Genomic DNA, 25,108 nt, shown 5'->3' with positions numbered 1-25,108 from the left:
CGTTAGCCCTCTTTTTTGTTGTCGGAAGGTTAATAGGTAAAAATAGGCAAACGCCGCAAGAAAGGAGGTGTCGGTATGCGTGCTTATCTGCTGCATTCCGGCGAGCCGGCGGCTCACCAGCTGCTTCAAAAATTAACGATCCCGCACGGGACGAAGGCCCCGGAGGGGAATGAGAAGGACTGGCTTCTCATTCATTGGGGCGCCTATCATCCGGACCGCGGGGACGATGGCGTACTTCAACCGATCAAGAGCATACTGCTTGCAGGCAATCGGCAGCGGGTGAAGGAAATATTGACGCTGCACGGTATGGAGCCTTCCTGGGGGGAGCCCGGCGAGAACCGGTGGTCGCATGAGTATTTGGTTCCGGTATTTCATTTAAAAGCGCTGACCCTTTTTTATAGAAGAAATCAAGTGTTTTACGCCGGTAAGGCTCCCAAAGGGGTTACAGCTTCGAATAAAGGGAGTAAGGAGTTCTCGGAAATCGGATTGGAGCAAACCAATTACCATACCATGCGGGCGGTAAAAGAAGCGATCAAGGCCATTTATGCCTTGGGGCTCGATTATGGCGTAGTACATATCGGCATTCGGCCTGGTGCCGGTGCAGCCATATTGGGAGTGGAGGCGGTTCCCCGGCTCACGCCAAGATTGGCGGAGCTGTTCGCAGCGGCCATGGCGCAGCTGGACCGTGAGCTAGCAGAGGAGGAAGCGCGGCGGGGAGAGCCTGGCGAGGTCATGCTGGGCGCGGATCCGGAGTTTCTGCTCAGGAATACCAGGGGCAAAGTCACCTTCGCCTCGCAGTATGCCCCTAAGGAGGGAGCGTTCGGCTGTGATTCCATCGTCCTGCGAAGCCGCCGCAAAATTTATCCGCTCGCCGAGCTGCGGCCTCGGCCCAGCACGGATGTAAAACAGCTGGTGGGCAATCTGCACAAAACGATGCAGCTGGCGGCAAGGCGGATCACGGATAAAGGGCTGACATGGATTGCCGGCGGCATGCCGGTGCGGGGTTTGCCTTTGGGGGGGCATATTCATTTCAGCGGAGTCAGCCTGAACTGCTCGCTCTTAAGGGTGCTTGACAATTACGTTGCGCTTCCGATGACACTGCTAGAGGACGCGACGACGACGCGGCGCAAGCCGGCTTACGGCTTTTTGGGCGATTTTCGCAGGCAGCGGCACGGCGGCTTCGAATATCGTGTCCTTCCGAGCTGGCTAGTATCACCTACGGTAGCGAAGGGCGTACTGGCTTTGGCTAAGCTGACGGCTCAGCACTATCGCGAGCTGAAGCTCAGACCCCTCACCGACCCGGAGGTACAAAAGGCTTATTATCGCGGCGATAAGCAGCGGATTCGTCCGCTCATTGTTTCGCTCTGGCGGGATCTGGAGAGGCTGAAGGGCTATGCGGAGCTGGAAGCTTATCTGCTGCCGCTTCGCCGGATGATGCTGCAAATGCGCGCCTGGGATGAGCAGCAGGATATCCGGCCCAAATGGAAAATCTCACCCTATCGGTAAAAACGAGTGCACTCTATCAATTCGTGCTATAATGAAAGAGACGCCCGCAGAATCGGGAACTGGTGTTCCGGTCTCGCGGGCGGATAGCACGAATCTTGGAGGATGAAACGGGTATGGCACAATATACGCCGATGATCGAGCAGTACCTCGCCGTGAAGGCGGAGGTGCCTGACGCGTTTTTATTTTTTCGCCTCGGCGATTTCTATGAAATGTTTTTCGAAGATGCGGTGCAGGCTTCGCGCGAGCTGGAAATTACGCTGACCGGACGCGGCGCCGGCGGGGATGAGCGCATTCCGATGTGCGGCGTTCCCTATCATTCCGCAGAAAATTACATAGCCCGCCTAGTAGAAAAAGGATATAAAGTTGCGATTTGCGAGCAGGTGGAAGACCCTTCGGAAGCGAAGGGCGTCGTGCGCCGCGAAATCGTGCGCATCGTTACTCCGGGGACCGTTATGGATTCCCGTTCGTTAAGCGAAACAAGCAATAACTATATCGCGGCGGTGACCACGAAGGACGGAGCTTACGGCTTAGCGGCGTGCGACATCTCCACAGGAGAAATGTACGTTACACGACTGGATGGCTCCTTCGAGCTGCTGCTGGATGAGCTGAACGTATATAGTCCGTCCGAGCTGCTAGGCCATGCTTCCTTGCTCGAGCAGATTCGCAGCGGAACCGCTGCTTGGCTGAAGACCACGGTAATGACGCATCGGGAAGCGGTGCAGGAGGGTGGCTTCTCTCCGGAGGACCACTTCAACACCTCCGAGCTGGTCAAGCTGCCCGCAGGGGGTCGCGAAACGGTAGCGGTCTTGATGGGTTACCTGCAGGAAACGCAGAAGCGCTCGTTGTCCCATATCAAGCACATCCGTGTATACGAGCCGAGCCAATTTATGATTATGGACCCGTTCACACGGCGGAACTTGGAGCTCGTGGAGACGGTCCGCGACCGTTCTAAGAAGGGCTCGCTGCTGTGGCTGCTGGACAAAACGGTGACGGCTATGGGCGGACGGCTGCTTCGCCGTTGGATCGAGAAGCCGCTGATGAACACCGGCTTCATTCAAGATCGGCTGGAAGCCGTGGAGCGGCTGTACAACCAGCTGATCGTGCGCGAGGAGCTGAAGCAAGCGCTGCGCGAGGTGTACGACCTGGAGCGGCTTACGGGGCGCATTGCCTACGGCAGCGCCAATGCCCGCGACCTGGTCGCGCTGAAGCAGTCGCTGCAGCAGGTACCGCTGCTGCGGCAGCTGCTTGAAGAGAGCGGCTCGCAGACGCTCTCCAGGCTGGCGGCACGGATCGACCCGTGCCGGGACCTGCTCGAGTGGATCGAGAGCACCATCGTAGACGAGCCGCCCGTCTCCGTACGGGACGGCGGCATGATCCGCGAGGGCTGCAGCGAGCGGCTTGATCAGCTGCGCGAGGCGAGCACGAACGGCAAGCAGTGGCTTGCCGAGCTCGAGCGTCAGGAGCGCGAGCGGACCGGCATCAAGTCGCTGAAGATCGGCTTCAATAAGGTGTTCGGTTATTTTATCGAGGTGAGCAAGGCGAATCTTTCCTCTCTTGAGGAGGGGCGTTATGAGCGTAAGCAAACCTTGGCGAATGCGGAGCGCTTCGTCACGCCGGAGCTGAAGGAGAAGGAGGCGCTCATTCTCGACGCTCAGGAGAGCATGGTGGATCTCGAATATGAGCTGTTTGCGGCGCTGAGGGACAAGCTGACGCAGCATATTTCCCGATTGCAGCAGCTCGCCGAGCTGATCGCTACCGCGGATGTATACCAATCGCTGGCGCAGGTGAGCGCATCGAACCGGTTTGTTCGGCCCGAGGTAGGCGACTTCTACGAGCTGATGATAGAAGAAGGACGCCACCCGGTCGTAGAAGCGGTATTGGAGGATGGGGTATTTATCTCCAATGATACGCGCATTTCGACGGATGAGGGCACTATGCTGCTGATTACCGGTCCGAACATGGCCGGGAAGAGCACCTACATGAGACAGGTAGCGATTTTGTGTCTCATGGCTCAAATCGGCTGCTTCGTGCCCGCCAAGAGAGCGAGAATGCCGGTGATCGATCGCATTTTTACGCGCATCGGCGCCGCAGATGATTTGATCGGCGGCCAAAGCACATTCATGGTCGAGATGATGGACATCCAGGTGATGACGGAAAAGGCCACGACAAACAGCCTGGTCATTATCGACGAGCTGGGACGCGGAACCTCGACCGGAGAGGGAATGGCGATCGCGCAGGCGGTTATCGAATATTTGCACGATCACGTCGGATGCAAGACGCTGGTCTCGACGCATTTTCACGAATTGGCGCATCTCGAGGAGAGCTTGTCCGGCCTTCGCAATTACTGCATGGCGGTAAAGGAGAGCGGCCAGCAGGTCACCTTCCTGCGGAAGCTGATTCGCGGCGCGGCCAGCACAAGCTACGGCATCTATTGCGCTCAGATAGCGGGTCTGCCCGGCAGCATCATCGACCGCTCCTATGAGCTGCTCAGCGCCTTCGAGACGCGAAGCGAGCTCAAGCTGGCGGATGCGGAGACTGCAGTGGCTGCAGAGCCGAAGCCGGAGCCAGAAACGGAAACGAAGGGCCCGGTAGAGCAGCTCAGCTTGTTTACGGAAGAACAGCCTTCTCCGACGGTCCACGAGAAGAACAGGAAAAAGCCCGACGCGAAAACGGAGCAGCTTCTGGACCAGCTGCGCTCGGCAGACCTGATGAATATGACACCGATGATGGCGATGAACTTTTTGCACGACATCAAAAAAATGCTGCCTTAAAAAGAAAGAAAAGGATGATCCGTATGAAAAAGCTAACCAACCGCACCCTATGGCGCCGTTCCGCCGCTATGCTCTTATCCGCTTCGCTGCTTTTGTCCTCCCCGATGGCCCTATGGGCTGCGGATGCCAACACGGATCGTATGAATGAGGTCAAGCTGCTTCTGGAGCAAGCGCATGTGAGCGCACCGGCTGCGAATGTATTGGCAGGGAAAAGCATTGAAGAAATGATTCAAGCTTTGGATGACCCCTACACGCAATATTTTACTCCGGAAGAGCTGAAGGGCTTTGAAAACTCGGTGGAGAACAACTATGTCGGCATCGGGGTTAGGATTAGTGAAGACCCTGCGGGTATTTATATAGAGGACTTGTTTGAGGACTCTCCGGCCCTTAAGGCAGGGATGAAATCCGGGGATATCATTGTTCGCGTAGAGGACCAGTCTCTTGTGGGTAAAACGACGGAGGAAGCGATGAGGCTGATTCTCGGACCGGAGAATACGAAGGTGAACGTAACCGTTCTAAGGAACGGCCAGGAGCTGAAGCTGCAGCTGACGAGAAAGCAGATCCATATTCCTCCGGTTTCAAGCGGCTGGTTCGCTCCTGGTGTAGGTTACTTGAGCGTTTCTACGTTTTCCAGCGACGCGGATGAGCTGATGGAGAAGCATCTTAAGGAGCTGAAAAGCAAGGGCAGCGGGCTGACCGGTTTAATCGTCGATCTTCGCAATAACGGCGGCGGGCTGCTGGATACCGCTGTTCAAATGGCCAAGCTGTTCGTGGAGAAGGGGGTACTGATCCATACCCGCGACCGGGACAATATCGACGAAAAGGTTGAATTCAGCAATGGACAGAAGCAGCCGTTTCCGGTGTTTTTCCTGGTGAATGAGTATAGTGCGAGCGCTTCGGAGGTGCTGACCGGCGCTCTGCAGGATTATCACGCCGCTACCGTTATCGGCAAGAAGACCTATGGAAAAGGCAGCGTGCAGACGGTATTTGATTTGCAATCCGGCGGTGCCCTGAAGGTAACGGTGGAGGAATATTTAACGCCGAACCTGCGAAAGGTGAACAAGGTCGGTCTCCAGCCGGATCAAGAGGTAGAGGGCAGTGTTCCGCAAATGATCACGGCACTGCGGATGGCGGGCGTTCCTCGTTTGGAAGTGTCGAAAACCCGTGAGAATGTATACATGAACGGTGTGAAGGTGAATGACTGGTTCCCAGTGCTGCGTGAGCAGGGAGGCATCTATGTACCGTCGCGCGTATTGGCTGCCGTTCTGGGCGGCAAAGTATCCTGGGATCAAGAGCGCAGTGCTGTGGAGATTACTACGGCGGACGGCTCTCTCCGCTACTCTCCGTCCGGGGAGGATTGGATTTTGCGGGAGGGTACGAGCTTCATCGACGTCCGCCGCTTTGCGGAGGCATTTCCTTCGTTTCAATGGAGCGAAGAAGGCTCTACGGTGAAATTCAGCACGTCTAAGGAGTAAGCGTTATGGGTAAAATTAACATTTTGGATGAGCATATTGCCAACCAGATTGCCGCGGGAGAGGTTGTCGAACGGCCCTCCTCCGTTGTCAAGGAGCTGGTCGAGAATGCGGTGGACGCAGGCGGTACCCGGATCGATGTGACGATCGAGGAAGGCGGCCTCCAGCTGATCCGCGTAGCGGACAACGGCTCGGGGATGGACAGCGTGGATTGCGAGACGGCTTTTTTCCGTCATGCGACAAGCAAAATCATCAGCGCGCAGGATCTGTTCGCTATCCGCACGCTCGGCTTTCGCGGGGAGGCTCTGCCCAGTATCGCCGCGGTAGCGAAGGTAGAGTGCGTAACCAGTCCGGATACGACTGGACTCGGGACGCGTTTTGTGATCGAAGGCGGCAGCGTAAAGGTCAAGGAAGAAACGGCTGCGCCGCGCGGAACGGATATTGCGGTACGGGAGCTGTTTTATAACACGCCGGCAAGGTTAAAGTATATGAAGACCATCCAGACGGAGCTCGGTCATGTCACCGATTACATCTACCGTCTGGCGTTGGCTCATCCGGGGATCGCCTTCACGCTGAAGCACAACGGGCATACGCTGATCCAGACGCTGGGTAATGGAGACTTGCTGCAGGTAATTGCAGCGGTGTACGGCACGGCTGTGGCCAAAATGATGCTTCCGATCCGCGGGGAATCTTTGGATTATAAGATCGACGGCTATATTGCGAAGCCGGAGATGACGCGTGCCAATCGTAACGGACTGAGCACAGTCGTCAACGGACGCTACATCCGCAACTTCCTGCTCATTCAAGCGATGCTGCAGGGCTATCACACGCTGCTGCCGATCAATCGCTTCCCGCTGGGCGCGGTGCATATCCAGATGGACCCCACGCTGGTCGATGTCAATGTGCATCCGGCGAAGCTGGAGGTTCGCTTCGGCAAGGAAGCCGAGCTGATGCACTTCCTCGAGCAGCAGGTGCGAGAGGTGCTGGGGCGGCAGCGGCTGATCCCGGCGGGGGCGAAGCCGGTGCGCGAGGCGGTCGTGCAGGGGCAGCTCGAGCTGAGCCGGCCGGCGGCCGAGCCGGTGAGCGGCACTGGCGCCGGTGCGGGCACGAACGCAGGCACAGGCGCAGGCGCAGGCATGGGCGGCTACACGGCGCGCGAGACAGCGGCGAGCTATGCGGCCGCACCGCTGCCGGAGCCGCCATCGGCGGAGCGCGGCGCGTGGAGCGACGCCCGCGGCGCGGCGAGCCTGTGCAGGCCGCCCGCCGCGAGGCGGCGCGCGACGCGCTGGCCCGCGCCTGGCGCCCGCGAGAGCGCGGCCGCGCCTGAGGCGTCGCGCGCTCGCTGACGCCGCCTCCCGCTGCGCAGGAGCCGCCTGCGCTGCCGGCGTTCCCGAAGCTGTATCCGATCGGACAGATGCACGGCACGTATATCGTCGCCCAGAACGAAGAGGGATTGTTCCTGGTTGACCAGCACGCCGCGCATGAACGGATCAACTACGAGCATTATTACGAGCTGTTCGGGAAGCCCGTAGAGGCAAGCCAGGAGCTGCTCGTTCCGATTACATTGGAGTTCACCTCTATCGAAGCCGCCCGGCTGACGGACAAGCTGCCTCAGCTTGAGCAGGCGGGGCTGTATTTAGAGCCCTTCGGCGGCAGCTCGTTCCTGGTGCGGGCTTACCCGCATTGGTTCCCGCAAGGGGAGGAGCAGGCCATCGTGGAGGAGATGATCGAGTGGCTGCTCCAAGAGAAGAAGCAGGTCGATGTGGGCAAGCTACGCGAGAAAGCGGCGATCATGTGCTCCTGCAAGGCGTCAATTAAGGCCAATCAAAATTTGAGTCATCTTGAAATAGAAGCGCTGCTTGATCGTCTTGCAGGCTGCCGTAATCCTTATACGTGTCCGCACGGCAGACCGATCGTTGTCAGCTTTTCTACCTACGAGCTGGAGAAAATGTTCAAAAGGGTGATGTAATGTTAGTAACGACCTCCTATGATCCGAACCCGGAGCAGCTCGCGGAGGCACAGCGTCTGGCCCGGGAGTTGGGCGGTCGGGCGGTGGCGAGGCGTCAGATGACGTTCGCCATGCTGCGTCACCGGTTCGGTGACGAGGACATCCTCCTTGTGTCCAAGGAACGAATCGAGTATCATCATGAACAGCGGCAGCCGCTGTTCTTTCATCCCAGCACGGCAGCGGTGCGCATTAAGCGTCTGAACAACGGCGAGAGCGATCCGCTTTTGGAGCTTGCCGGCATACGGCCGGGGGACCGCGTGATCGACTGCACGGCAGGGCTTGGCTCCGATGCGATCGTTTTCTCTTTCGCGGCGGGCAGCGACGGCAAGGTAACCGCGCTGGAGAGCGCCCGTATGCCCGGTTTTCTGCTGAAGCAGGGGCTGCAGACGTACGATTCCGATGTGCCCGGACTGAATGAGGCGATGCGCCGCATTCAAGTGCTGTATGAGGATCATTTGTCGTTCCTGCTGCGTCAGCCGGATCAATCCGCAGAGATCGTCTACTTCGATCCGATGTTCCGGAAGCCGATCACGGAATCGGCCTCGATCCGTGCGATCCGGGGCATTGCCGATGAGCGGGCGCTATCCGCCGAAGCCATCCGGCAAGCCGTTCGCGTGTCGACAAAGGCCGTTGTGCTAAAGGAGCACCGCGACAGTGAGGAATTCGGGCGGCTTGGGTTCACGGAGGTGCAGCGCTCCGGCTCGAAACTAGCTTATGGAGTGATCAGATGTTAACGGAAGCAGCCTATGCCGGCCCGCAGGGGCAGAACAAGCCGCGCTTGCTCGTTCTGGTAGGTCCGACGGCGGTCGGCAAGACGAAGCTCAGTCTCGCCTTGGCCAAGGATCTACAAGCCGAGATTATCTCGGGGGATTCCATGCAGGTATATCGCGGCATGGACATTGGGACAGCCAAGGCCAGCCCGGAGGAGCTGGCGACGGTGCCGCATCATCTCATTGATATTCACGATCCGGATCATCCTTTCTCGGTCGCGGAGTTTCAAGAGAGGGCCCGTGCGCTTATCGAAGAGATCCATCACCGCGGCCGCTTGCCCTTTATCGTGGGCGGAACAGGCCTCTACGTGGAATCGGTCTGCTACAACTTTCAGTTCAGCGAGGCAGGCTCCGATGAAGCTTATCGCGCGGCGCAAGAAGCGTACGCGACGGAGCATGGGGATGAAGCGCTTCATGAGCGACTTCAGGAGGTCGACCCGGAAACAGCCTCCCGGCTGCATCCGAACGACAGGCGGAGAATCATTCGTGCGCTGGAAATTTTCCACCTGACCGGGGAACGGTTGTCCGATCGGCTGAGGGTACAGAAAAAGGAATCGCCTTACGAATTGTGTATCGTCGGGTTGACAATGGATAGAGCTTTACTATATAAACGTATTGAAGAACGCATCGATCTGATGCTGGAGCAAGGGCTGGTCGATGAGGTTCGCCGGCTCCTGGAGCAGGGGTACGGTAAGGAGCTGATCTCTATGCAGGGACTCGGCTACAAGGAAATCATTACATACCTCGAAGGACGCTGTACATTGGAGGAAGCGGTCGAGCTGCTGAAGCGGGATACGAGAAGGTTCGCCAAGCGGCAGCTGTCTTGGTTCCGCCACATGAAGGATATCTACTGGGTAGATGTGAGCGATTTGGCAAATTTTTCTGCCCATTTGCAGCAGATCCATGCTATAATAGCTGGAAAGCTGACCTATGACCGTTAACTATTTGGAGGGGGCCCATTCATGAACAAGTCGATTAATATTCAGGACACTTTTTTGAACCAGCTTCGCAAGGATAATATTCCCGTAACCGTTTATTTGACCAATGGGTTTCAAATCCGCGGTGTTATCCGGGCATTCGATAACTTCACGATCATCATCGACAGCGAAGGCCGTCAGCAGATGGTGTACAAGCACGCGATTTCCACCTTTACGCCGCAGCGTGCCGTTTCCTTAATGCCTCAGGAAAGCGCGGAGTAATGCAGCTCGTCCGTTAACGGCAGATCGATTGGGCTCAGGCCGCAAGCAACTTTTTGTTCTGTCCTATCGTCTAATTCAATACAATCCCTAAAGAGCAACCTTAGCCATCTAGGGTTGTTCTTTGTTTAACCCACAGAAATCAGGGGTAAGCACCCTGTAGAAGACAGATGTAAGGAGAGGGAGCTCCATGACGGAACAACCGGGGAAAAAACCGCCGGCCAAGAAACCGGCACAACCGAAAAAAAAGAAGAAAAAAGGGTTTAGCGCAGCCAAGCTGTTCGGCTGGACGTTCGTCGCTGCCGTGATGGCTGCCGTATGCGCGATGGGTGTGTATATTTTTGTCATCATCAACGGTCATAAAATTCTTAAGGAAAACATCGATAAGCTGGATATGGATGAAGCCTCTCATGTATACGACGTGAACAACAATGAGGTTGCCGTGCTTTACCGTGAGAACCGGGAGGTCGTCACGAGCGCGGAAATTCCAGAACGGATGAAGCAGGCGTTCATTGCCACGGAGGATAAGCGCTTCGGGGAGCATGCCGGCGTCGACTTTTTCGGGATCGGACGTGCGCTCGTTAAGGACGTCGTAGCCCGAAGCATGGTGGAGGGGGGAAGCACGATCACCCAGCAGCTGGCGAAAAACGTCTTCCTGAATGCGGACAAAACCTTCTTCCGCAAAGCAACGGAGATGTCGATTGCAGTAGCGCTGGAGCAGGAGTTCTCGAAGGACGAAATTTTGGAAAAATATTTAAACCGGATTTTCTTCGGTCAAAAGGCGTACGGTGTCAAAGCGGCGTCAAAAAAATACTTCGGCGTGTCCGATCTGAAGAAGCTGGAGCTGTGGCAGATCGCTACGCTGGCGGCGATGCCGAAGGCGCCGAGCACTTACAATCCGATTGCCAATCCGGAGAAATCGAAGGAGCGGCGGGCCGTCGTCCTGAAGCTAATGTATGACCAGGGATATATTACGGAAGCGGAGAAAAACGAGGCGGCTGCCGTAGACTATACGCCCCTTCCAAGCACAGATAAGAAGGACTATCAGGCCTTTCTCGATTATGTGGTAGATGAAGCACAAGAACGTTATGGCATCGAAGAGGATGCTCTGCTTCGAAGCGGCTATAAGATTTACACGACCATGGATGCCAATGCTCAGAAGATTATGGAGCAAACGTTCGCGCAAGATAAGTTTTTCCAGAAGCCGGGTCCCGAGCAGAAGATGCAGGGCTCTATGGTGATCGTCAACAATAAGGACGGCGGGATTGTCGCGATGGTCGGCGGCCGGGACTATGTCCCAAGAGGCTTGAACCGGGCGGCCGATCCGAGAGCTGCGCGTCAGCCGGGCTCCTCCTTCAAGCCGTTGGTCGTCTTTGCGCCGGCGCTGGAGTCGGGGAAATTCACTCCTTATTCCAGATTGAAGGACGAAGAGATGTCCTACGGCAATTATTCGCCGCGTAACTACGACGGCGTATATAAGGGCGAAGTCGATATGTTCGACGCGATCAAGCGCTCGGTGAACTCGGCCGCGGTATGGACCCTGAACGAGTTAGGACCAATGAAGGGTGTGGAGTTCGTTAAGAAAATGGGCATCGAGTTGGATCCGCAAAAGGACCGGAATCTCGCCATCGCCCTCGGCGGCTTGACCAGAGGGGTTACCCCGCTGCAGATGGCGCAGGCGTACAGCGCGTTCCCGAATAACGGCTTTATGAATACGGCCTTCTCCATCCTTAAGATTGAAGACGATCAAGGCTCTGTGGTTGCTTCCGCCAAGCCGGAGCGCAAGTCGGTGATGAGCAGCAAGACAGCCTGGTACATGACCCAAATGTTGGAGGGCGTTGTGAATGGCGGTACGGGCTCCGCAGCGAAGTTTGAGCGTCCGGTAGCCGGCAAGACGGGTACGACGCAGCTGGATCTGAAGGGTCTTGAGAAGTTCAACCGCGACCTTTGGTTTGCCGGTTATACTCCGGAGTGGACCGCCGCCGTATGGCTCGGCTTCGACAAAACGGATACGAAGCATTACGTATCCATGTCCAGTGCCGGTCCTGCCGTTATCTTCAAGGAAGTGATGCAGAAGGCGCTGGCCAAGCGGCCTGCGACCAAGTTTACGAAGCCGGACGGTGTGGAGGAGCTCGGGGCGCCTCCGAAGACCATCGGGGATCTCAAGGCGGAGTACAATCAGGAGAAGAAAACGATGGTGCTCAGCTGGTCTTCTGTCGGCGACAAGGTCGTCTACCAGCTGTTCCGCAAGGAGGCACAGGAGAAGGAATTCCCTGCTGAGCCGTTCATGACCTCCGCATCGACAACGATCAATGATATGACACCGACAAAGCCTGGGGCTACGTATCACTTCGTCGTAGTTCCGCTGAATCAGGAAAGCAATGTCGCAGGAGCCAAATCGAATATCGCTGAGGTTCAAATTCCTGCGGATGCGGGAGCAACTCCTCAGGTGCCGGGTCAGCCGGGTCAGCCGGGTCAGCCGGGGCAGGGGAACCCTAACGGGGGTACCCAGCCGGGTGGAGCTAACGGGGGAACCGGTACGGGAGCCGGAGGTACGGGACCGGGCGGAAATACGACTCGTCCGGGCACGGAGCCTGGAACCGGAACAGGCGCCGGAACCGGAACCGGAACAGGCACTGCACCGGGGACTGGTACGACACCAGCCCCGGGCACCGGTACAGGCGGCACGGGTGGCACAGGCGGTACGCAGCCGCCAGCAACGACGCAGCCGTCTACAGGCACCGGCATGACAGCTCCGACCACAGGAACGGCTCCGAATACCGGAGCACCGAAGCCGACGCCGACGACCCAGCCGGGCGGTACGACGACGACGCAGAAGGAGCCGGTCACGTTACCGGCAGCCGGCACGCGTTAAGCCGGGAAAGTTTGTGGCGATTTTCATTTTTTCGGATATTCGTAGTATAATAAGGGGTAGCTGGAAAGGTTATCCCTTCCCTTAGATGACGACATGATGGAGATGAATTCGGAGTGATGAACGCTGTTATGATTCGTAAGACGACCAACATTCTAGCAATTGCTGCATTGTTCGCTGCACTGATGACCGGCTGCGGTACGAAGCCTGCACAGGATAGTGGGGCGGCCGCGGGCCAGCAGGGGAATACTTCGTCCGGCGGACAGACGAATGCGTCACAGCCGGCACAGCCGGCGCCGGCCAATCAGGAGTCGCAAACGGCGAAGCAGTGGGCGAAGGCGCCTGAAATGAAGATCGATCAGAACAAAAAATATACCGCCACGGTAACGACGAGCAAAGGCACGTTCACGATCGAGCTGTTCGCGAAGGAAGCGCCTAAGACGGTGAACAACTTCGTGTTCCTGTCGAAGGAAGGCTTCTATAATAACGTTACCTTCCACCGGATTATGAAGACGTTCATGGTGCAGACGGGCGACCCGACGGGCACAGGCGGTGGCGGTCCGGGCTACCGGTTCGAGGATGAGCTGAAGACGCCTTACAAATACGAGCCTGGCATTGTCGCAATGGCGAACGCCGGCCCGAATACGAATGGAAGCCAGTTCTTCATCTGTACGGGTGAAGACAGCAAAAGCTTGAACAACAATCCCAACTACACGATTTTCGGGAAAATCACGGAAGGCATGGATGTAGTCAAAAAAATCGCCGAAACGCCAGTATCGAAAAACTCGCGAGGCGAAATGAGCACACCAACGGAAAAGGTGACCATCCAATCCGTACAAATCACAGAGAAGTAACCGACGAAGCAGCGTGGATTCCACGCTGTTTTTTTCTCAGCAGCTTTAAGCGGTACATAGGGAACAAAATCCTGCTCAATTTCGTCAAACAAAGGAGAGATGGACATGGATCTGCAAAGAAGGAATCGTTACCGGGGCTGCTTGCTCGGGTTAGCGGCAGGCGACGCTTTGGGCACAACGCTGGAATTCAAGTCTCCGGGCACCTTCGAGCCCCTTACGGATCTGATAGGCGGGGGACCCTTTGGTCTAGAGCCGGGCGAGTGGACCGATGATACCTCCATGGCGCTTTGTCTGGCGGAGAGCCTGCTCGAGTGCGGCATGTTTCATCCTCTCGATCAGATGCGCCGATATGTCCGGTGGTACCGCGAGGGATACCTGAGCAGCACCGGCATTTGCTTCGACATCGGCAATACGGTACGGCAAGCGTTGGAACGTTTCGAGCAGACGGGGATTCCCTTTAGCGGTTCGCTGCATCGCATGTCAGCCGGCAACGGCTCGTTGATGCGGCTCGCTCCGGTGCCGATGTATTATGCAGTTCAGCCGCAAGAAGCCATCGTCCGTTCTGGGGACAGCTCCTTGACTACGCACGGCTCGGTGCTGGCAGTGGATGGCTGCCGATATTTCGGCGGTCTTCTGGTCGGTGCGCTCGCAGGCGAGGACAAGGAGCAGCTGCTTTCAGCCAAGTTTTCTCCTGTGGAGGGGGGCTGGACGCAGCATCCTCTGGTGCCTGAGATCGAAGAGGTTGCGTTAGGCTCCTTCAAGAGAAAGCAGCCTCCCGAAATTCGCGGCACCGGCTATGTAGTGGAGTCGCTGGAGGCTGCCTTGTGGGCATTTTACCACAGCGCTACCTTCGAGGAGGGAGCCTTGCTCGCCGTTAATCTGGGAGATGATGCTGATACCACGGGAGCCATCTACGGACAGCTTGCCGGCGCGTATTATGGGTATGAGGCGATTCCCCAGACTTGGCGCGAGAAGCTGCATATGGGAGTACGCATGTTGGAGTTAGCCGATCAGCTGTACGAGACATCGTTAGAGAGGGGTTTCACCGAGAATGGCTGAGCGTCATTGTTTATTGCTTCACGGCTTTACGGGCGGGCCCTACGAGGTACTGCCGCTCGCCGAGCACTTGGAAGGGCTGGGATACGTCTGCCATGTCCCTACCTTGCCGGGGCATGGCGATGAATTCAGCGCCATCGGACAGATTCCGTTTCATCACTGGTTGGACAGTGCCGCCGAGCTGACAGAGCGATTGACGAGGGAGCATGGCGAAATCGATCTGGTCGGATTTTCCATGGGTGGCCTGCTCTCCATGTATCTCGCAAATCGTTATCCGGTTCGTCGCCTGGTGCTGCTGAGCGCCGCGGCGATTTATGTCAGTCCGGTACGACTGGCTCGGGATATGGCTTACCGGATCCGAATCAAGGATTGGGAGCAGCTCGGCAGAGTAAGGCGGACCCCCTTCAAGGCTGCGGTTCAGTTCATGAAGCTGGTCCGGCTCGTGAAGCAGCAGGAGCTTCGCAGGGTGACCGTTCCGACGCTGATCGTCCAAGGCAAGCAGGATCATATCGTTCATCCGCGAAGCGCACATTACATCTACCGGCGAATCCGGGGAGAGAGGGAGCTTTACCTTCTGGAGCAATCGAAGCATATGGTATGTACGGACCCGGAAGCACAGCAATTATTTCATAAAGTGGAGCAATTCCTCGTCCATGCACAGCAAGAAGGAAGGTGATATGCCATGAAGGTGACAGGGTTTAATCATGTGACGATACGCGTATCAAATCTGCAGCAGGCACTTCATTTTTATCAGGGTATTCTTGGTATGCGACCGGTTCATCTGGGCAGGACGGATGCTTATCTGGAGTGGGGGAACGCTTGGATCTGCTTGATCGAAAAGGTACATGGGAGCTCCGATCAGCAGAGGACGGGTGTCGACCATGTGGCCTTCCATATCGATGCGGCGGATTTCCCGGAGGCGGTCGCCAGGCTTAAGGCCAGCCAAGTAAGTATCGTCAGGGGGCCGCTGCATCGGGGCGGGGGAGACAGCGTCAATTTCCTCGATCCGGACGGCACGGAGCTGGAGCTGTTCACCGGCACGCTCGCGGACCGAATGAAGGTATGGGTATGAACACGATGATGAAGCGCCGAACGCCGCGGACCAAGCGGGGCACACGGATCGCGAGAAATAAAAGGTCTTCAGTCGGGTTTTTCAAACGGGTCTTCCAGGCAGCACTCCTGATAACCGCCGTATGCGTGGTGTGGGTCGGTTCGATATTTTGGCGCATGTGGGCGCTGCCTGAGGAGATGGCTTCGCCTAAGGAGGTTGGCATTGTCCTTGGGGCTGCGCTTTGGCAGGAGGTGCCGAGCCCGGCGCTCCGGGAACGGCTGGATCGGGCCGTAGAGCTGTATCAGACGAAGAAGATTCGACATATTATTGTCAGCGGCGGCTACGATCGCAGGGACTCCAAGCTTACGGAAGCGGAGGGGATGCGCAATTATTTGGTCAAGCAAGGGATTCCTGCCGCTGCGATTGTTTTGGAGAATAAAGCAACCAGCACTTATGAAAATTTAGTTTTTAGCCAGCAGCTAATGGAGGAAAAGGGCTGGACCAGCTCCGTGATCATTACGCACCGCTATCATGCCGTTCGGGCGCTGGATATCGCCAAATTCATCGGCATGCAGGAGCCGACAGCCTCGCCTATGGATTCGAAGGTGCTGATGATGGCCTGGCATAAGGGGAGGGAGACGCTGGCGCTCACGAAATGGCAGTGGGACAAGCTGCAGCTGAGCTTCGGCATCAGCCCTTCAAGCTAACTAGGCAAACAACAACACCCAAGCGACCCGGGAGATCCCGTGAAACTTGGGTGTTGTATTATATCCGTCTATCCGTTCACAATGACGCCGCCGTTGACATGAAGAATTTGCCCCGCCACGTAGGAGGAATCCTCGCTGGCGAGAAACACGTAGCTCGGCGCCAGCTCCTCCGGCTGGCCGGCCCGTTTCATCGGCACGTTCGCCCCAAACTTCGCGACCTGCTCCTTCGTAAAGGTCGACGGAATCAGAGGCGTCCAGATCGGTCCCGGTGCGACGCCGTTGACGCGGATGCCGCGGCCGATCAGCTGCTGGGAGAGCGACCTTGTGAAGGTGACGATGGCCCCCTTGGTGGCTGAGTAATCCAGCAGCTGTTCATTGCCCTCATATGCTGTGATGGAAGCTGTGTTGATGATCGTGCTGCCGGATTTCATATGCGGCAGGGCAGCCTTCACCAGGTAGAACATCGAGAAGATGTTCGTGCGGAAGGTTTTCTCCAGCTGCTCGGCCGTAATATCTTCAATGCTTTTCTGCGGATGCTGCTCGGCCGCATTGTTGATCAGGATGTCGATTTTGCCGAATTGCTTCATCACTTCATCGATAACCTGCTTGCAGTACGCCTCGGACCCGATGTCTCCGCCGAGCCGGATGCAGCGGCGGCCCTCCTCCTCAACTTGTCGCTTCGTCTCCTCGGCATCGCTATGCTCGTTCAAATACACAATCGCCACATCGGCGCCTTCCTTCGCATAAGTGACGGCGATGGCACGCCCAATCCCGCTGTCTCCTCCGGTGATAATCGCCACCTTGTCCTTGAGCTTACCGGCTGCTTTATAAGTGCCGCTTTCGAATACGGGCCGCGGATTCATCTCGGTTTCAATCCCCGGCTGATGATTCTGGTGCTGCGGGGGGAAGGTTTGCTTGGTTTCTGTTGTGGTAGCCATTTGTGCTGCCTCCTTCATTTTCCACTTCCCCTTTAGGATGCTACTTCAGGACGGAAATCATCCGGGCTGCCCCGCTCCGCCATGCCGAAAGGTTTCGCGGTAAGCCTTCGGCGTCATGCCCTTGTATTGCTTGAACACCCGGTGGAACGTTTTGACGGATTGAAAGCCGGCTTCCATCGTCACATCGGCAATGGCGAGGTCGGACGAGAGCAAGAGAGAGCTGGCATGCCGCAGCCGGATCTCGTGAAGCAGCTCGACGAAGGTTTTCCCTGTCGTTTGCCGAAGGATCGTGCTGAGGTAGGTCCGGCTCACATGAAATTGCTCCGCCAGCCGTTCCAGACTCAGCTCCTCCCGGAAGCTTTGGTGAAGATACACCAGGAGCCGCTGGGCGAGAGAATCATGAGCGGAGGATGTCCCCTTTTGTCCAAGTGCCGTTCTTGATCTGAACCGTTCCAGGTGGATGACAATCTCCGTCAGCTTCAGCTTCAGCATGGATTGCCGATATTTGCTCGTCCCTCTGAACTCCCGAAGCAGCTCGGTAAAAAGCGTCTCCACCGTCTGCGATTCTGTCTTCGACAAGCTGAGGACATAGGGCTCGGCGGAATCCGTTGACATGAGGTCGCTTACGAGCTGCCGCTGCTCGGAGGAGGGGGAAGACAACAGCAGCTCCAGTCCGAACATACAATTCAGCAGGGTAAGCGGTTCGGATCCGGTGCTTGAAATTTCGTGGAATTGATAAGGCATAATGAACGTTGCCGTACCGGGCAACATCCGGTGGGGAATCCCGTTGATCCACTCGGTTCCTTCTCCGCCGACCACTAAAGAAAACTCCATCACATCATGCCGATGCGATGGAAAATGATGATGAATGACATTACGAGTTACCACGAGCGGTGTTGAGGAGCCCAGCACGGGATAAATGGAGGCGTCAAACGTCTGCGGATACGTCATGAGACAACTTCCTTTACAAAATGAGATATATTGTGTACGAAATGAGATCAATGGTGCGCGCTCTTATTTTAGCATAGGAGGAAAGGGAGCGTGAATGAAATGAGGCAAACAATCGATCTTAACGGAGCATGGAATATGCGTCCGGTGGGCGAAGAGGAATGGATTCCCGCCAAAGTCCCGGGCTCGGTGGCGTCCGACTTGTTAAGGGCCGGAAGGATAGAGGATCCGTATTACCGCGACAGGCAGTATGAGGTGTTCGACATCTTCCTTAAGGATTATGAGTACGAGAGAGAGTTTGAGCTGGATGCCGCGCAGCTTGAGGCGGCACGGTTGGAGCTCGTCTGCGAAGGCTTGGATACGATTGCAGAGCTTTGTCTGAACGGGAGGAAGCTTGCCCAAACGTGGAATATGCATAGAACGTACCGCTTGGATCTTAAGGGGAAGGCGGTCGCCGGCCGTAACAAGCTGCAGGTAACGTTCCGCTCACCGGTCCATTATGTGGTCAATAAGCAAAAGGAGAGATACCTCTGGGCGGCCAATGACGACTATGTGGTTCAGGGCTACCCGCATCTGCGGAAGGCGCATCATATGTTCGGCTGGGACTGGGGTCCGAAGGTGCCGGACAGCGGCATTTGGCGAAACATTTACATAGAAGCACACCAGGTCGGTCGCATAGAGGATGTGTATGTCGTTCAAAAGCATGCGGAAGACGGCACCGTAACACTCGATGTGCAGGTGCGGACAGAATCCTTCACGAGCACCGAGCTGCAGCTGAATGCCGTTCTTCTGGCACCTGACGGCACCGTGGCCGCCGCCGCCGGGATCAGCGTATTGGAGACATCGGAGAGGATCCCGCTGAGTGTGAGCGAGCCGGAGCTCTGGTGGCCTAACGGGCTCGGAAAGCAGCCCTTGTATGAGCTGAAGCTTCAGCTGATTAGCGAAGGAGCTGCCGTTCACGAGCATTCGTATAAGCTAGGCCTGCGCACGCTTACGGTGAGGCAGGAGCCCGACGCCTGGGGGGAATCCTTCGAATTCGAAGTCAACGGCATCTCAATCTTCACTATGGGAGCGAACTATATCCCGGAGGATAATATTCACGAACGACTGAGCCGTAAGCGTACGGAGCAGCTGATCCGCGATTGCGTGAAGGCGAATTTCAACTGTATTCGCGTCTGGGGCGGAGGTTTTTATCCGGATGATGATTTCTTCGAGCTGTGCGATCAATACGGATTGATTGTGTGGCAGGATCATTTGTTCGCCTGTGCCGAGTACGAAATGACTGAAGCCTTCACGGCCGAAATCAAGGCCGAGGTCGCCGATAATGTAAGGCGGATTCGTCATCATGCTTGCCTTGGTCTGTGGTGCGGAAATAACGAGATGGAGTGGGCCTGGATGTCATGGGGGTTCCCGAAACGGGAGAAGCTGAGGACCGACTATATCAAGCAGTTTGAAATTTTGATTCCCGAGGTGACCAAGGCACACGACCCCGAAACGTTCTACTGGAAGGCCTCTCCTTCCTCCGGCGGCGGGTTCGATGATCCGAACGCACCGGACCGGGGGGATGTCCATTACTGGGAAGTATGGCACGGGGGCAAGCCGTTCACGGAGTATCGGAAGCATTACTTCCGCTTCTGCTCGGAATTCGGCTTTCAATCGTTCCCTTCGCAGAAGACCGTAGCTGCCTTTACGGAGCCGGGCGACCGCAACATCTTCACTCCGGTGATGGAAAGCCATCAGAAGAACGCCGGCGGCAACGGAAAAATATTGTTCGGGATCAGCGAAAACTTCCTGTACCCGAAGGACTTTTCATCGCTGCTCTATGTATCCCAGCTGCTGCAGGCGGAGGCGATGCGCTACGGAGTTGAGCACTGGCGCAGGAACAGGGGTCGCTGCATGGGCTCCGTGTATTGGCAGTTGAACGACTGCTGGCCGGTAGCCTCCTGGTCAAGCGTCGATTACTACGGGCGCTGGAAGGCGCTGCATTATGCCGCCAAGCGGTTCTATGCGCCGCTTCTCCTATCCGCGGAGGAGACGGGGGCTCAGGTGAAGCTGGTCGTGACGAACGATACGTTAAACGGGGAAGCCGGTACGGTCGTATGGAAACTGAGAGAAGCCGGAGGCCGCATCGTTGAGGAAGGCAGTTTGAATGTATTGTCTGGAGCAATGTCGGCACAGCTGGTCGCAGATCTGGATTTCTCCGAAAGCGTGCAAGGCCGGGAAGATGAGCTGTATTTGGAATACGCCCTTCGCCAAGGGGGGCAAGAAGTGAGCGAAGGCTGGGTGCTCTTTGTTCGACCGAAGCATTTCCGGCTGTCGCCGGAGCCAAAGCTAGTCTGCGACATCGAAGAAGCGGAGGACCGGTTCATCCTTACGCTTCATGCCGAGTCACTTGCTCTGTTCGTGGAGCTGGATTTTACTCAGCTGGACGCCCGCTTAAGCGATAATTTTTTCCATGTGTCCGCCGGCAGACCGAAGCGGATCGAGCTGATGAAGTCCGATCTTTCTTCGCCGGCCTCGGCCGATCAGCTGCGTAAGGAGCTCCTGCTTCGCAGTCTCGCCGATTCCTATGTTTGTTAGTCATGCTCAAGGCTCCTCTGCTCAGAGGGGCCTTTTCTTTAGGCTTTACCCGCCTCAAGTCAGCACCAGAGGTTAGCAGGATTGTACAATCTTTACAAATACTTCATATGCAATTAACACTTGCTTGATACTCACCCCGTATGCTTGTCTATAGCAACATCACACCAAACAAATGTATGGGGAGTTGTACGAATTCATGGACAAACAGATCGATCGCCGCACGTTTTTATCTTATCTCGGTACCGGCGCTGCAGCGCTTGCCGCAGCTTCTGCAGGACTTGGCGTGTTGGATGGGAAAGCTTCGGCTGCATCCGCCACGGCAGACCACTTGTTTGGCTTTAAAACAAATAAGGTGAGCGGTTATTTTGAACCTATCGCAGCGTCCAAGGAGGACCACCTGATCCTTCCGAACGGATATTCCTATGACGTGGTAGCGGCTTTCGATGACATTATTAACGAAGCGGGCGAACGATTCGGCACCGGCTCCGATTACAATGCCTTCTTCCCGATCGATGGGTCGAACTCCCATGGATTGCTGGTGAACAACCATGAATATACGAACCTGTTCTCCGTAGGTCCTGTTAAGGACGGGAAAATGACCAAGGAGCAGGTCGAAAAGGATTTGTATTACCAAGGCATGTCCGTTATCGAAGTAGCCCAGGACGAGAAGGGCACTTGGAGAATGGACACGAAGTCGAAGCATGCCCGCCGCATTAACGGCTTCTCCAAATTCGAATTGACAGGTCCTGCTGCGGGAACGTCGGCGCTGAACAACGCGACCACGGCACAAGGCACCTTCGCCAACTGCTCCGGCGGTATCACCCTGTGGAACACCGTCCTCTCCTGCGAGGAAAACTTCAGCGAGACGGCAACGGCTGCCGGCTTGCCGCTGACTCACTACGGATGGGTTGTCGAGATTGACCCGTTCGACGGAAGCTACCTGAAGAAGCATACGGCCCTGGGGCGCTTCAACCATGAGAATACGTGCATGGGTCTTACGAAGGATAACCGCGTTGTGGTGTACATGGGCGATGACAAGAAGGATGCCTGCGTATACAAGTTCGTGTCCAAGAACAAGTATGTAGCGGAATTCGGCCGTAAAAATGCAGATCTGCTGACAGAAGGGACGCTCTACGTTGCGAACCTGAAGTCCGGTAAATGGGTTGCCTTGACTTATGAAGCCGTCAGCAAAGCGCTCGCCAACGAAAGCTTCAAAGCACCGACCGGCGTCAAGGGCACTCGCGAAGAGCTGCTCAAGAAGTTCCAAAACCAAGGCGATGTCGTCACCAACTGCCATGAGGCGGCTTTAATTCTTGGAGGAACGCCTACGGACCGTCCGGAGGATATCGAAATTTCACCGTTTGACAACACGGTATTCATTTGCCATACGAATAACGATAATCATGGCAATATTCACGGACACATTACACGCATTTTTGAAAAGGACAACGACTTGGGCGCAACGGAATTCGATTTCGAAATTTTCGCTGCGGGCGGCCGTCAATCCGGCTTCAGCTCCCCGGACAATCTTGCCTTCGATTCCAACGGCAACCTATGGGTCGTAACGGATATTTCGACCAGCAGCATGCATAAGGGTGTGCACACTCCCTTCAAAAACAACGGTTTGTTCGTCATTCCTACTCACGGGCCGAGCAAAGGCATCGCTTTGCAGTTCGCTTCGGCTCCTATCGATTCCGAGCTGACGGGGCCGTTCTTTACACCGAATGAGCAAACGCTGTTCCTTTCCGTTCAGCATCCTGGGGAGAACACCACGGAGGTCAGCAAGCCTACCAGCCTGTGGCCTCATCGTGACGGCGACAAAATTCCTCGCTGCGGTGTCGTAGCGATAAAGGGCTTTAAGCTCGGCTAAACCTTCTACAACGAATATAGGCAAACCAAGAGCGGGGGCTGGTTCTGTAGCAATTCTATAGAGCCGGCTCCGTCATATCTGACGATAAAAGGGGAAAACCATCATGCCATTCGGTAATATCGGAGTCGGCGGACTCATTCTGATCCTGATCATCGCACTGATTATTTTCGGACCCTCGAAGCTGCCGGAGCTGGGTCGTGCCTTCGGCCGCACCTTAAGTGAATTCAAAAACGGTACCCGTGAGCTGCTGAACGGCGATAAAGAAGAGAAGGGCGAAGAGAAGAAGGGCGAGGAGCTCAAGCCTACCGTTGCAGCGGCAGCTGACAAAAATTAAGGTAAAGGCTGTGACGGTCCCGTTATGATGCCAATTCAACAAGAAGTGTCCTTCGTAGCCCACCTGACGGAGCTGCGCAAGCGGATCATCATTACGCTCACCGCTTTTCTGAGCTCGTTCTGTCTCGGCTTCGTCTTTGTGAAGGAGCTGTATACCTGGCTCGTCCGCGATGTACAGGGCAAGCTTGCGATCCTGGCGCCTTCCGATGTGATCTGGGTATACTTCATGCTTTCCGGCGTATTCGCCGTTGCGGTGACGATGCCTGTGCTGGCCTGGCAGGCGTGGCTCTTCGTGAAGCCTGCGCTTCGTCCGTCGGAGTACAAGGCGACCATGTCGTTTATCCCGGCGCTTGCGGTCTTGTTTCTTGCAGGCATATGCTTCGGGTACTTTGTTATTTATCCGATGGTTTACACCTTTTTGGAGACGCTGGCGGTGGACTTCGAGACGATGTACACTGCGGAAAAATATTTTTCGTTCATGATCAATATGACGGTGCCCTTCGGCCTGCTTTTCGAGATGCCGGTGATCGTTATGTTCCTGACCCAAATCGGAGTTCTAACTCCAGCCAGGCTGGCGAAAGCCCGAAAGCTATCCTACTTCGGTTTAGCCGTTACGGCGATAACAATCACTCCGCCGGATCCGATGTCCGACATTCTCGTTATTATACCGCTGTTCTTGTTATACGAAATTAGCGTGTCGATCTCCAAAATGGTGTACCGTAAAAAGCTTGCTTCCTCCTAACCAAGAGCCGACGTTCTGCGACGTTGGCTCTTTTTCTGCGCTTTACATCAAAATAGGATTCTATTATGATAATCCATGGTCGAAACGACTTAACAATAAGGAATGATGATAGAGAAGAGGCTGGGAGAAAGCATGACATATGTAGCCATTATTATTTTTGTTCTTACATTGGTGCTCGTCATTTGGCAGCCTAAAGGGCTCGGCATAGGATGGTCCGCATCCGGGGGAGCCGTTCTGGCGTTATTGTTTGGTGTAGTCACCTTGTCCGATGTTGCTGCCGTTACGGGAATCGTGTGGAACGCCACCCTGGCGTTTGTCGGAATTATTTTTATTTCCTTGGTGCTCGATGAAATAGGATTTTTTGAATGGTCGGCCTTGCATATGGCCCGGCTGGCGCGCGGCAACGGAACCCGGATGTTCGTCTACATCATCCTGCTGGGGGCGGCGGTTTCCGGCTTATTCGCCAACGACGGCGCTGCGCTTATTATGACCCCGATCGTTCTGGCTATGGTTCGAGCCTTAAGCTTTCAGGAGAAGATGATCCTGCCATTTGTTATGGCCAGCGGTTTTATTGCGGACACGGCTTCCGTGCCGCTTGTCATCAGCAATTTGGTCAACATTGTATCTGCGGATTATTTCGGGGTCGGTTTCGCGGAATATGCGAGCCGCATGGTAGTGCCGAACTTCTTTTCTATCGGCGCCAGTTTGCTAGTTTTGTATCTATATTTCCGTAAAAGCATTCCACAAGGCTACGATGTCTCCACCTTAAAAAAGCCAAGCGAGGCTATCAAGGACATGAGATTGTTTCAGCTCTCCTGGGTCATTCTCATCGTGCTGCTGGCGGCCTATTTCCTAAGCGAGTGGATGGGGATTCCCGTGTCGATTATCGCAGGCGTGGCGGCACTTTGCTTTCTTTTAGCCGCACGGAAAAGTCCCGCAATTCAAACGACCCGGCTGATCAAGGAAGCGCCATGGGCTATCGTCTTCTTTTCCATCGGAATGTACGTTGTGGTTTACGGTCTCCGGAATGCCGGCTTAACGGACATGCTCGGCTCCGTCATCCAGTATGTTGCGGATCATGGACTGCTGGCGGCCTCCGTTGGAATGGGGTTTCTTGCCGCCATCTTGTCCTCCGTTATGAACAACCTGCCTACGGTGATGATCGATGCGCTTGCCATCCAGGGTACTCAGACGGAAGGGGCTATACGTGAAGCATTAATTTATGCCAATGTTATCGGATCGGATCTCGGTCCGAAGATCACGCCGATCGGGTCGCTCGCCACCTTGCTCTGGCTTCATGTGCTTTCCCGAAAGGATGTAAAGATCGGCTGGGGCTATTATTTCAAAATCGGTGTAATCCTCACAGTTCCTACGCTGCTGATCACTTTAATCGGATTGTATGTATGGCTCACGGTCATTCATTTCTAAACGTTC

At 55.8% G+C, this 25,108-nt stretch carries 19 protein-coding genes and 1 pseudogene; 18 read left to right on the top strand and 2 right to left on the bottom strand.

The features are described 5' to 3' along the window. Positions 1 to 75: 75 nt before the first annotated feature. From RAC89_RS02085 to RAC89_RS02025, 13 genes and pseudogenes are all read left to right on the top strand, one after another. A complete protein-coding gene (locus RAC89_RS02085) occupies positions 76 to 1,506 on the top strand; it encodes a putative amidoligase domain-containing protein (protein ID WP_306611454.1) in 1,431 nt (476 codons plus the stop codon). A 113-nt stretch (positions 1,507 to 1,619) separates the two neighbouring features. Next, the gene (mutS, locus tag RAC89_RS02080; protein ID WP_306616021.1) at positions 1,620 to 4,277 is read left to right on the top strand and encodes a DNA mismatch repair protein MutS; all 2,658 of its coding nucleotides are present in this window, start codon (positions 1,620 to 1,622) and stop codon (positions 4,275 to 4,277) included. A gap of 23 nt (positions 4,278 to 4,300) precedes the next feature. Continuing rightward, positions 4,301 to 5,752, top strand: a complete 1,452-nt coding sequence (locus RAC89_RS02075) for a S41 family peptidase (protein ID WP_306611453.1) — start codon at positions 4,301 to 4,303, stop codon at positions 5,750 to 5,752. Between the two features lie 5 nt (positions 5,753 to 5,757). Next, a pseudogene (gene mutL / locus RAC89_RS02070) lies at positions 5,758 to 7,718 on the top strand (DNA mismatch repair endonuclease MutL). Beyond that, on the top strand, positions 7,718 to 8,491 hold the full coding sequence (locus RAC89_RS02065; RefSeq protein WP_306611451.1) for a class I SAM-dependent methyltransferase: 774 nt from the start codon (positions 7,718 to 7,720) through the stop codon (positions 8,489 to 8,491). The pseudogene mutL and the gene RAC89_RS02065 overlap by 1 nt, the downstream one beginning before the upstream one ends. Continuing rightward, positions 8,485 to 9,468 carry a tRNA (adenosine(37)-N6)-dimethylallyltransferase MiaA gene (miaA, locus tag RAC89_RS02060; RefSeq protein WP_306611450.1) on the top strand — a complete coding sequence of 328 codons (984 nt, stop codon included), beginning with the start codon at positions 8,485 to 8,487 and terminating at the stop codon, positions 9,466 to 9,468. The genes RAC89_RS02065 and miaA overlap by 7 nt, the downstream gene beginning before the upstream one ends. A gap of 21 nt (positions 9,469 to 9,489) precedes the next feature. After that, positions 9,490 to 9,726, top strand: coding sequence for an RNA chaperone Hfq (gene hfq, locus RAC89_RS02055; RefSeq protein WP_306611449.1), 237 nt, complete (start codon positions 9,490 to 9,492; stop codon positions 9,724 to 9,726). Positions 9,727 to 9,913: 187 nt separating this feature from the next. Then, entirely contained in the window at positions 9,914 to 12,598 is a 2,685-nt protein-coding gene (locus RAC89_RS02050; protein WP_306611447.1) for a transglycosylase domain-containing protein, read from the top strand. Between the two features lie 116 nt (positions 12,599 to 12,714). Then, entirely contained in the window at positions 12,715 to 13,449 is a 735-nt protein-coding gene (locus RAC89_RS02045; RefSeq protein WP_306616020.1) for a peptidylprolyl isomerase, read from the top strand. A gap of 105 nt (positions 13,450 to 13,554) precedes the next feature. Then, a complete protein-coding gene (locus tag RAC89_RS02040) occupies positions 13,555 to 14,508 on the top strand; it encodes an ADP-ribosylglycohydrolase family protein (protein WP_306611446.1) in 954 nt (317 codons plus the stop codon). After that, entirely contained in the window at positions 14,501 to 15,181 is a 681-nt protein-coding gene (locus RAC89_RS02035) for an alpha/beta hydrolase (RefSeq protein ID WP_306611444.1), read from the top strand. Before RAC89_RS02040 ends, RAC89_RS02035 begins: the two co-directional genes overlap by 8 nt. A gap of 6 nt (positions 15,182 to 15,187) precedes the next feature. Continuing rightward, positions 15,188 to 15,577, top strand: coding sequence for a VOC family protein (locus RAC89_RS02030; protein ID WP_306611442.1), 390 nt, complete (start codon positions 15,188 to 15,190; stop codon positions 15,575 to 15,577). Then, on the top strand, positions 15,574 to 16,263 hold the full coding sequence (locus tag RAC89_RS02025) for a YdcF family protein (RefSeq protein ID WP_306611440.1): 690 nt from the start codon (positions 15,574 to 15,576) through the stop codon (positions 16,261 to 16,263). Before RAC89_RS02030 ends, RAC89_RS02025 begins: the two co-directional genes overlap by 4 nt. Positions 16,264 to 16,331: 68 nt before the next feature. Here RAC89_RS02025 and RAC89_RS02020 read toward each other — a convergent pair whose 3' ends face one another. After that, positions 16,332 to 17,201: an SDR family oxidoreductase gene (locus RAC89_RS02020; RefSeq protein ID WP_284639990.1), complete on the bottom strand. Its 870-nt coding sequence runs from the start codon at positions 17,199 to 17,201 to the stop codon at positions 16,332 to 16,334. A gap of 57 nt (positions 17,202 to 17,258) precedes the next feature. Further along, positions 17,259 to 18,152, bottom strand: coding sequence for a helix-turn-helix transcriptional regulator (locus tag RAC89_RS02015; RefSeq protein WP_306611438.1), 894 nt, complete (start codon positions 18,150 to 18,152; stop codon positions 17,259 to 17,261). A gap of 99 nt (positions 18,153 to 18,251) precedes the next feature. Here RAC89_RS02015 and RAC89_RS02010 point away from each other — a divergent pair, with 99 nt between their 5' ends. The 5 genes from RAC89_RS02010 (at position 18,252) to RAC89_RS01990 (ending at position 25,102) form a co-directional block, all read left to right on the top strand. Next, complete coding sequence (locus RAC89_RS02010; RefSeq protein WP_306616019.1) at positions 18,252 to 20,729, top strand: beta-mannosidase; 2,478 nt, start codon at positions 18,252 to 18,254, stop codon at positions 20,727 to 20,729. 196 nt (positions 20,730 to 20,925) lie between these two features. Further along, positions 20,926 to 22,599 carry a PhoX family protein gene (locus RAC89_RS02005; RefSeq protein WP_306611436.1) on the top strand — a complete coding sequence of 558 codons (1,674 nt, stop codon included), beginning with the start codon at positions 20,926 to 20,928 and terminating at the stop codon, positions 22,597 to 22,599. Positions 22,600 to 22,702: 103 nt separating this feature from the next. Then, positions 22,703 to 22,933 (top strand): twin-arginine translocase TatA/TatE family subunit, encoded by a 231-nt coding sequence (gene tatA / locus RAC89_RS02000; protein WP_284639981.1) that lies wholly within the window; start codon positions 22,703 to 22,705, stop codon positions 22,931 to 22,933. Between the two features lie 24 nt (positions 22,934 to 22,957). Further along, positions 22,958 to 23,674, top strand: a complete 717-nt coding sequence (gene tatC / locus RAC89_RS01995; RefSeq protein ID WP_373429889.1) for a twin-arginine translocase subunit TatC — start codon at positions 22,958 to 22,960, stop codon at positions 23,672 to 23,674. A gap of 132 nt (positions 23,675 to 23,806) precedes the next feature. Continuing rightward, positions 23,807 to 25,102 carry an arsenic transporter gene (locus tag RAC89_RS01990; RefSeq protein ID WP_306611431.1) on the top strand — a complete coding sequence of 432 codons (1,296 nt, stop codon included), beginning with the start codon at positions 23,807 to 23,809 and terminating at the stop codon, positions 25,100 to 25,102. Positions 25,103 to 25,108 lie beyond the last annotated feature (6 nt).

Origin of the sequence: Paenibacillus sp. GD4, assembly GCF_030846225.1 — a bacterium.
In the GTDB taxonomy this organism is placed as follows: Bacteria; Bacillota; Bacilli; order Paenibacillales; family NBRC-103111; genus Paenibacillus_G; species Paenibacillus_G silviterrae.
Note: the sequence above shows the minus strand (reverse complement) of the source record. Positions and strands in the feature narration are given on the sequence as shown.

Excerpts from the sequence above, each read along its gene's own strand:
- RAC89_RS02085 (WP_306611454.1), top strand. The coding sequence starts at position 76 with ATGCGTGCTTATCTGCTGCATTCCGGCGAGCCGGCGGCTCACCAGCTG.
- mutS (WP_306616021.1), top strand. The coding sequence starts at position 1,620 with ATGGCACAATATACGCCGATGATCGAGCAGTACCTCGCCGTGAAGGCG.
- RAC89_RS02075 (WP_306611453.1), top strand. The coding sequence starts at position 4,301 with ATGAAAAAGCTAACCAACCGCACCCTATGGCGCCGTTCCGCCGCTATG.
- RAC89_RS02065 (WP_306611451.1), top strand. The coding sequence starts at position 7,718 with ATGTTAGTAACGACCTCCTATGATCCGAACCCGGAGCAGCTCGCGGAG.
- miaA (WP_306611450.1), top strand. The coding sequence starts at position 8,485 with ATGTTAACGGAAGCAGCCTATGCCGGCCCGCAGGGGCAGAACAAGCCG.
- hfq (WP_306611449.1), top strand. The coding sequence starts at position 9,490 with ATGAACAAGTCGATTAATATTCAGGACACTTTTTTGAACCAGCTTCGC.
- RAC89_RS02050 (WP_306611447.1), top strand. The coding sequence starts at position 9,914 with ATGACGGAACAACCGGGGAAAAAACCGCCGGCCAAGAAACCGGCACAA.
- RAC89_RS02045 (WP_306616020.1), top strand. The coding sequence starts at position 12,715 with ATGAACGCTGTTATGATTCGTAAGACGACCAACATTCTAGCAATTGCT.
- RAC89_RS02040 (WP_306611446.1), top strand. The coding sequence starts at position 13,555 with ATGGATCTGCAAAGAAGGAATCGTTACCGGGGCTGCTTGCTCGGGTTA.
- RAC89_RS02035 (WP_306611444.1), top strand. The coding sequence starts at position 14,501 with ATGGCTGAGCGTCATTGTTTATTGCTTCACGGCTTTACGGGCGGGCCC.
- RAC89_RS02030 (WP_306611442.1), top strand. The coding sequence starts at position 15,188 with ATGAAGGTGACAGGGTTTAATCATGTGACGATACGCGTATCAAATCTG.
- RAC89_RS02025 (WP_306611440.1), top strand. The coding sequence starts at position 15,574 with ATGAACACGATGATGAAGCGCCGAACGCCGCGGACCAAGCGGGGCACA.
- RAC89_RS02020 (WP_284639990.1), bottom strand. The coding sequence starts at position 17,201 with ATGGCTACCACAACAGAAACCAAGCAAACCTTCCCCCCGCAGCACCAG.
- RAC89_RS02015 (WP_306611438.1), bottom strand. The coding sequence starts at position 18,152 with ATGACGTATCCGCAGACGTTTGACGCCTCCATTTATCCCGTGCTGGGC.
- RAC89_RS02010 (WP_306616019.1), top strand. The coding sequence starts at position 18,252 with ATGAGGCAAACAATCGATCTTAACGGAGCATGGAATATGCGTCCGGTG.
- RAC89_RS02005 (WP_306611436.1), top strand. The coding sequence starts at position 20,926 with ATGGACAAACAGATCGATCGCCGCACGTTTTTATCTTATCTCGGTACC.
- tatA (WP_284639981.1), top strand. The coding sequence starts at position 22,703 with ATGCCATTCGGTAATATCGGAGTCGGCGGACTCATTCTGATCCTGATC.
- tatC (WP_373429889.1), top strand. The coding sequence starts at position 22,958 with ATGATGCCAATTCAACAAGAAGTGTCCTTCGTAGCCCACCTGACGGAG.
- RAC89_RS01990 (WP_306611431.1), top strand. The coding sequence starts at position 23,807 with ATGACATATGTAGCCATTATTATTTTTGTTCTTACATTGGTGCTCGTC.